Here is a 4,347-nt window from a genome sequence, read left to right as displayed (position 1 = left end):
GGCAAAAGCCCCGTGGCCTTCGAACGAAAGGCCGCTTAACATGAGCACCTGACCGGAACGAAACCGGTGCAGGTCCAGTATGATGCCGATTTGGAAAAGGAATTTCTTATGGCCATATCCCCCCTTACCCCCGATCTTGCGCACCGAGCGCAACTCGCCGGGTTGCTCTACTTCGTCATCATCATCACGGGCCTTGGGGCAGAGCTGGGCCTTCGCGGCCCCTTGATCGACTTTGGCAATGCAGATGGCACCGCCGCCGCGATCCTTGCAGCACCTGGTCAGTTCCGCCTGGCTATTGCCGCTGACCTCGTGATGGCGCTCAGCGATGCGGGGCTGGCCATCTTGCTCTATCTGATCTTTCGCGCTGCCGCGCCCGCTTTGGCCCTGTCTGCGATGGTATTCCGGCTCATCCAAACTGTGCTGATCGCGGCAAATCTACTGGCGATGCAGGCCGCATGGCTGCTTCTCTCGCGCGGCGATGTGCTGGCCGATGCCCCTATGCTGGCGCTGGTGTTCCTCGATCTGCATGGCCACGGCTACGATCTCAGCCTCGTGTTCTTCGGCGTGAACAGCCTTATGATGGGAGTACTCGTCTGGCGTTCGGGTGTCTTTGCGAGGGCCTTCGGTGCGGGACTCGGGATCGCCGGGCTCGTTTACCTTATCGGCAGCGGTTTGCGGTTCTTTGCTCCTGAGGTCTCGCCGATGTTCGCCCCGGCCTACGGGCTGACAATTCTGGCCGAGACCGCTTTCTGTCTTCGGCTGCTCCTTCAGCGGTCTTCGCGCTTACCAGCTTCGGGATTGTGACCCGTCGCGCCAGTCGCCCGAATCCAAAAGCCCTTTTCAAAGAGACTTTCACCATGTCCCCAAAACATCCGACACTACACATCCTCTGTGGAAAAATCGCTTCCGGAAAGTCCACATTGGCCGCCCAACTCACGGCCACGCCTGGGACCGTTCTCGTTGCAGAAGACACCTGGCTCGACGCGCTCTTCGCAGAAGAAATGCATTCGCTGGCAGACTACGTCAGCTACTCAACAAAGTTGCGAAGCGCAATGGGGCCTCATGTGGCTGCGCTCCTCGATGCAGGCGCTTCGGTCGTCCTCGACTTTCCAGCGAACACCGTCACACAACGCGATTGGATGAAGGGTATCCTCAAGAATACCAAAGTCGCCCATAAGCTTCATGTGTTGGATGTCTCTGACGAGATCTGCCTCGCCAGGCTGCGCGCGCGAAATGCGGTCGGAGACCATCCCTTTGCCGTGACAGAAGCTCAGTTCCACCAGTTTTCATGTCACTTCGCCGCGCCGACGCCGGATGAAGGCTTCAATCTCGAGGTTCACGATGACGGTCTTGATACGGTGCTGGAGACCTGATGCAAATGACTGAGGCAGTGCACACCCCTTTCTCCCTTAGGCCTGTGGTTTCGTATGGTGTGGGCAGGACACACCGTCTCTCTGGTTCTTTGCCTTAGGCGGTACGCCACGCAACCAAGTCATTAACAACGCTTGGCGATTTATGCTATTCTTGCGAGTAGGCGATTTTCTGTGGATCGCTCGGCAACCAACCGGGTTTAAGCCAAGTGGACAAGCTTTCCGTCATGCAAGCCTTCCGCCGCATCGTCGAACGCGGCAGCTTCGCCCGTGCAGCGGAGGATCTTGGCGTCTCGCCGGCACTTCTGAGCCGTGAGATCAAACTGCTTGAGGAAAGCCTCGGTAGCACGCTGCTCACCCGCACGACTCGCTCTATGTCGCTCACGGATGCCGGGCGACTCTACTACGACGAGGCGACCGGCATTTTGGATGCCGTGACCCAGGTCGAGACGCGCATCCGCGATGGCGCCGGGGCCGTGCGCGGTCACCTGAAGGTCAACGCCTCCAGCTCGTTCGGGCAGGCGGTGATAGCGCCTATCCTGCCGACGTTTCTCGACTCCTATCCCGATCTGCGTCTGACAGTGTCCATGGACGACCGGGTTGTGGACATGGTTGAGGGCGGGTTCGACGTCTCGATCCGCATTCGACCCGCCATGCCCGACTCGGCGCTGGTGGCGCGCAAAATCGGAACGATGCGGCAACGGATCTTCGCAGCACCCGCCTATCTGGAAAGGGCCGGCTTTCCGCAGGCGCCAAAGGACATTGCGCAGCACCGGGTCATCGGCTTCCTGCTGGCGGACCACCTGACCACTTGGGCCCTGCACGGCCCTGCCGGTTCGACCACCATCGAGCTCGATCCACCGGTCCGAGTGGGCAACAGCCTCGTGCTGCGCGATCTTCTGATTGCAGGTCAGGGCATCGGCACCTTGCCGGACTTCGTCTCGAACGCGCCCGAGGCGCGGGGCGAACTGGTTCGCGTTTTGGCGGACTGGGAGCTTCCCGCACCTGAGATCTTTGCCGTGACAGCCTCGCGGCTGGGCATGGACGGAAAGGTGACCGCCTTTCTTGATCATCTCCGGACAGCTCTGCGTTCCTGACATTCTTCAACCATCGTAAAGAATGAAGTGACAACGAGTCGGTTATTCCGGCGCGGCACATCACCGATCTTCCCAGGCATCGAAACTTCAAGCCTGAGAGGATCCCATGACCCGCATTCTTGTTCTTTACTATTCCAGCTACGGCCATGTTCGTGCGCTGGCGCAAGCCGAGGCCGAGGGCGCACGCACTGTGCCCAACACCCATGTCGATATCCGCCGCGTGCCCGAAACAGTCCCGGACGATATCCAGCGGAAGGCTGGGTTTGCCGAAGATGATACACCTGTAGCGGCACCTGCCGATCTGGAAGCCTACGACGCGATCATCTTCGGCACGCCGACGCTTTTCGGCATGATGGCCGGGCAGATGAAATCCTTCCTTGACCAGGCAGGCGGCCTCTGGGCGCGAAACGCGCTGGTGGGCAAGGTCGCGGCGGTCTTCGCCTCGACCGGCTCGCAGCATGGCGGACACGAGGCGACGCTGCTGTCCACGCAGATCCCGCTCCAGCACTTCGGCATGTTGATCGCGGGCATGCCCTATACCTTCGCTGGACAAACGTCGGCCAATGGGATCGTCGGCGGCGCACCCTACGGTGCGGGCACGATCGCAGGTGCCGACGGGTCGCGCGCGCCCACAGAAACCGACTTTGCCGGCGCGCGGTTTCAAGGCGCGCATGTCGCGCGGATCGCTGCGCGGCTGGCTGGGGCTAATCTGAACGAGGAGGCTGCGTGATGGCCTCGCTCACCATCGACTTTTTTCACGACGTCGTCTGCTGCTGGTGCTTCAACATCTCGTCTCGGATGCGCGACCTCGCAGCGGAGTTCGACCTCGATATCCGGCACCGCACCTTCGTCCTGCAGGCCAGCCGTTCCGAGATGGTCGCGCGCTGGGGCATGCCCGAGGACGCCCGCGCAACTATCCTCGGGCATTGGGCGGTCTGCCGTGAGGTCAGCGACCGACCGGAGCTCGTCAATATCGACGCCATGCGCGCGGCCCTGTTCGACTATCCTCATGGCATGACCGCCGCGCTTGGGTGCAAAGCGGCGGAGCGTCTCGGCGGACAGGCAGCCCACTGGGAAATGTTTGACTGCCTCCAGCGGGAGCATCTAACCGAGGCGCGCAACATCGCCGATCCCGCGACGGTGCTCCACGCGGCACGGGAACTGGGCTTCGAGCCGACAGCCTTTGCCGAGGTCTTTTACGACCCAAAAACCGCGCAAGGCGTTGAAGCCGACAGGCAACACGCCCGCGCACTTCAGGTTCGCTCCATTCCCACCCTCATCGTCCGGGAAACCGGCGCGCGCCTCATCAACGGACCGCGCGAGGATCTGGCCGCGCAACTGCGCGCCGCCCTGCGCCTCGTCGCCTGGAAGGAATACACATGACACTTTCGCTCTTTAACAAAGGTGCCGGCACCAGCGACGCATCCCGCGTGGCGTGGCGCCCCATCTGATGTGGGACATCGGCCTCGATACCCGCCGGCCCGAGCGTCCGCGCCTTCCCTTTTACCCGCTCTGATGCGCCCGTTCTGGAGGCATGATCCATGTCACGCACCACTGATATCCTTCTGACCGCGCTCGCCCCGGCAATCTGGGGTAGCACCTATCTTATCACGACAGAGGCGCTGCCCGCCGGCTATCCCGTGACCCTTGCCGCGCTTCGGGCTCTGCCGGCCGGACTCCTGCTTCTTGCAGTCACGCGCTGCCTGCCGCCCCGCGCCTGGCTCGGCCGCGTATTCCTGCTTGGCAGTTTCAACTTCGCGCTGTTCTGGGTGCTGCTCTTCGTGGCGGCCTACCGGCTTCCCGGCCCTCTGTGCCAATAAGCGTGAGACAATTGACTGGCTAAAGTTTACACTTGAGGGCGCAGGAGAACGAACCCATGG

The 4,347-nt window shown here is 61.8% G+C and carries 5 protein-coding genes and 1 pseudogene; all 6 read left to right on the top strand.

All coding sequences use genetic code 11. The features are described from left to right. Nucleotides 1-108: 108 nt before the first annotated feature. The gene (locus ACEN2R_RS20730) at nt 109-804 is read left to right on the top strand and encodes a DUF4386 domain-containing protein (RefSeq protein WP_442044808.1); all 696 of its coding nucleotides are present in this window, start codon (nt 109-111) and stop codon (nt 802-804) included. 53 nt (nt 805-857) lie between these two features. Further along, nucleotides 858-1,373 (top strand): AAA family ATPase, encoded by a 516-nt coding sequence (locus ACEN2R_RS20725; protein WP_442044806.1) that lies wholly within the window; start codon nt 858-860, stop codon nt 1,371-1,373. A gap of 206 nt (nt 1,374-1,579) precedes the next feature. Continuing rightward, the gene (locus ACEN2R_RS20720; RefSeq protein ID WP_442044804.1) at nt 1,580-2,467 is read left to right on the top strand and encodes a LysR family transcriptional regulator; all 888 of its coding nucleotides are present in this window, start codon (nt 1,580-1,582) and stop codon (nt 2,465-2,467) included. Nucleotides 2,468-2,573: 106 nt separating this feature from the next. After that, on the top strand, nt 2,574-3,197 hold the full coding sequence (gene wrbA, locus ACEN2R_RS20715; RefSeq protein WP_442044803.1) for an NAD(P)H:quinone oxidoreductase: 624 nt from the start codon (nt 2,574-2,576) through the stop codon (nt 3,195-3,197). Beyond that, nucleotides 3,197-3,850: a DsbA family oxidoreductase gene (locus tag ACEN2R_RS20710; protein WP_442044802.1), complete on the top strand. Its 654-nt coding sequence runs from the start codon at nt 3,197-3,199 to the stop codon at nt 3,848-3,850. Before wrbA ends, ACEN2R_RS20710 begins: the two co-directional genes overlap by 1 nt. Before the next feature lie 158 nt (nt 3,851-4,008). After that, nucleotides 4,009-4,272 (top strand): annotated as a pseudogene (locus tag ACEN2R_RS20705) (EamA family transporter); the annotation flags it as partial. Nucleotides 4,273-4,347: the final 75 nt, after the last annotated feature.

It is taken from the genome of Pseudogemmobacter sp. W21_MBD1_M6 (assembly GCF_052119585.1).
In the GTDB taxonomy this organism is placed as follows: domain Bacteria; phylum Pseudomonadota; class Alphaproteobacteria; order Rhodobacterales; family Rhodobacteraceae; genus JBGQOJ01.
The sequence above is the reverse complement of the archived record's forward strand: the minus strand, read 5'-3'. Positions and strand labels throughout refer to the sequence as shown.